General features: G+C 72.5%; 3 protein-coding genes. All 3 read right to left on the bottom strand.

Annotated elements, in window-relative coordinates:
* Window positions 1–291 (bottom strand): RskA family anti-sigma factor (locus G6024_RS15370; protein WP_478213499.1); only part of this gene is annotated, 291 nt, incomplete at its 3' end.
* Window positions 288–869, bottom strand: a complete 582-nt coding sequence (sigK, locus tag G6024_RS15365; protein WP_159149102.1) for an ECF RNA polymerase sigma factor SigK — start codon at window positions 867–869, stop codon at window positions 288–290. The genes G6024_RS15370 and sigK, both read right to left, overlap by 4 nt.
* 74 nt (window positions 870–943) lie before the next feature.
* The gene (locus G6024_RS15360) at window positions 944–2503 is read right to left on the bottom strand and encodes a molybdopterin-dependent oxidoreductase (RefSeq protein WP_409337958.1); all 1560 of its coding nucleotides are present in this window, start codon (window positions 2501–2503) and stop codon (window positions 944–946) included.
* Window positions 2504–2653 lie beyond the last annotated feature (150 nt).

The raw sequence follows: 2653 nt of genomic DNA, 5'->3' as shown, positions 1-2653 counted from the left end.
CCGGGCCGGCCCGCGGGGGGTAGCGGCCGCGGCCAACTCCAGGACGCGGTCCCGCAACTGCGGCGGGGGCGCGGTGTCGAGCCCGGCGTCGGCGACGATGCCGGCGACTACCTCACGCGTCGAGGCGATGTGCGCCAGCATGGACGACTTCTCCTCGGCCGATGCGCTGACCAGCGCCATCTCGACGGCTGCGGCCTCGTCATCGTCCAGGGCATCCAGGGCGTAGAGGTCGAGGTCCTCGGGACGGACGCTGCCCAGGTCCGACGGATGATCGTGGTGCCGAATGCTCATGACAGCTCACCTCCCAGGCAGTTCTTCAGGCGACGGAGACCGTCGCGGATTCTCGATTTGATCGTCGGTAGCGCGGTGCCGAGACGGTCGGCGACCTCGCGGTACGTCTGGCCGGAGAAGTAGGCCATCTCGATGGACTCGCGCTGGTTGTCCGTGAGGGTCCCCAGGCATCTGCGGACCTCCGCGGCGTCCTCGTCACGGGAGATCTGCTCGGTGACCTGCTCCGCGATGTCGCCGGACCGGGTGAAGTCCGCCGCCGCGTCCATCTCGTCGCGCCGCGCGGCGGACGTCTCCGAACGAACCCGGTCCACCGCCCGACGGTGCGTGATGGTCAGCACCCAGGACTGCACCGATCCCAGACTCGGCCGGTAGTCGGCAGCCTGCTTCCAGACCTGGAGGAAGACCTCCTGCACGGTCTCCTCGGCGTACCCCGGGTCCCGCAGGACCCTCAGGGCCAGGCCGTAGACGCGCGGGGACATGAGGTCGTAGAAGCGACCGAAGGCCTGGAGGTCACCGGAGGCGGCGAGCTCGAGCAGGCGCCCCGGGTCGGTCAGTGGCGGGGCGACTGGCTCGGACACGATCCCCAGTCTAGGGCCAATCCGGTCCGGGTCGCGGGGCGGCCGTGTTCCCGGTGCGCGGATCTCTACGAGGGTCATGCCGTCGCCACCCGGAACGTCCGGTTGTGCCAACCCGTGGCGCCGCTCGGGACGGGCTCCCGCCGCTCCTCGGGCTGTACCCGACCGGTCCCGTCCGTCGCGCGGACGTGCAGGGTGTGCAGACCGGGCTCGGCGTCCCAGGTCCACGACCACATCCGCCAGGTGTCGACCGAGTACTCCTCGGACAGTTGCGCCTCGCGCCACGGACCGTCGTCCACCCGGACCTCGACCCGCTCGATACCGCGACGCTGGGCCCAGGCGGTGCCCGCCACCACAACCGGCCCGGGCGGCAACTCGGCGAGCGGCGCGGGCCGGTCGATGCGGCTGGCCGTCCGGATCGGACCCCGCTCCGCCCACCCGCGATCCGTCCAGTACGCACTGGCCCGGTCGAATCGGGTGACCTCCCAGTCCACGACCCACTTGGTCGCCGAGACGTACCCGTAGAGCCCCGGCACCACCTGACGGACCGGGTACCCGTGCTCGAACGGCAGCGGTTCGCCGTTCATCCCCACGGCCAGCAGGGCGTCGCGCCCGTCGGTCAGGGCCTCGAGTGGGGTACCGGCCGTCCAGCCGTCGACCGACGTCGACAGCAGCATGTCGGCGTCCGGCAGGGGCCCGGCCTCGGCGAGCAGGTCGGCGATGGAGAAGCCGGTCCAGCTCGCGGTGCCGACCAGGTCGCCACCGACCTCGTTGGACACGCAGGTCATGGTGATGATGCGCTCGCGGGTCTCCCTGTCGATCAGCGACTGCCAGTCGAGCTCGATCTCGCGCTCCACCATCCCGTGGATGCGCAGTCGCCAGTCGGCGGCCCTCAGCGAAGGGACCCGCAGAGCGGTGTCGATCCGATAGAACTCGTCGTTGTCGGTGAGGAACGGGGTCACGCCGGGCGCGTCCGGAACCACACCTGCCGGCACGGCAGGCGCCGCGTTCCGCGCGAGGACCCGGGGCAACCGCAATCCGGTGCGTTCGGCCACCGCCTCGGCGGCACGGCGGGTCAGTGCCATTCCCGTGGCACCGGCCGCGGCGATGACGGCCGCGGCCGACCCGGCCAGGATCAGGAAGCGTCGACGGTCGGGATCTCGTCGCGTCGCGGTCCCCGCCGCGGCGGTGCCGGGCGAGGAGGCACTTTCCCCGGTGCCGGCGGAGGCGGCCCCCTCCGGGCGTCCGGCATCCGAGGCGACGGAAGAGGCGGGGAACAGGGCGCCGATCATCGCCCGCAGGGCCACGATCGAGACGATCGCGCCGAGCACCGTCGGCAGTGCCCACAGCGGCCCCGCTGTCGGCCGGGTCACCGCCGCTGCGGTGCCGATGAGGCCGAAGAGGGCGAGCACGATCGTGCCGGCGGGACGTCCCCGGCGCTCGATGAGGCCCACCACCACGCCCGTCACGATGAGGATGACCGCCAGCCCTGCCATCAGTGCCGGCTTGTCGGCGGTGCCGAGTGCGTCGATCGTCACCTCGCGCACCGCGGAGGGGGCCCGGTCGACCACCGAGTCGGCCACGGCGAGGAACGGCGACGACCCGGGGGCCACGACTCCGGCGACGGCATGACCCACCGCGACGGCGAGGCCGGTGGCGAGGAGGCCCGCGCAGGCTCTGGCCGCGACGAGGGATCGGGTCTGTGGAGTGTTCACGTCCTTGATTCGGAGCCGCAGCCCGGTCGGACGGCCCGGTCGGACGGCCCGGTCGGCCTGCACGGCGGGCCT

This window comes from Dietzia maris, from assembly GCF_014144855.1.
Lineage (GTDB): Bacteria > Actinomycetota > Actinomycetes > Mycobacteriales > Mycobacteriaceae > Dietzia > Dietzia kunjamensis.
Note: the sequence above shows the minus strand (reverse complement) of the source record. Positions and strands in the feature narration are given on the sequence as shown.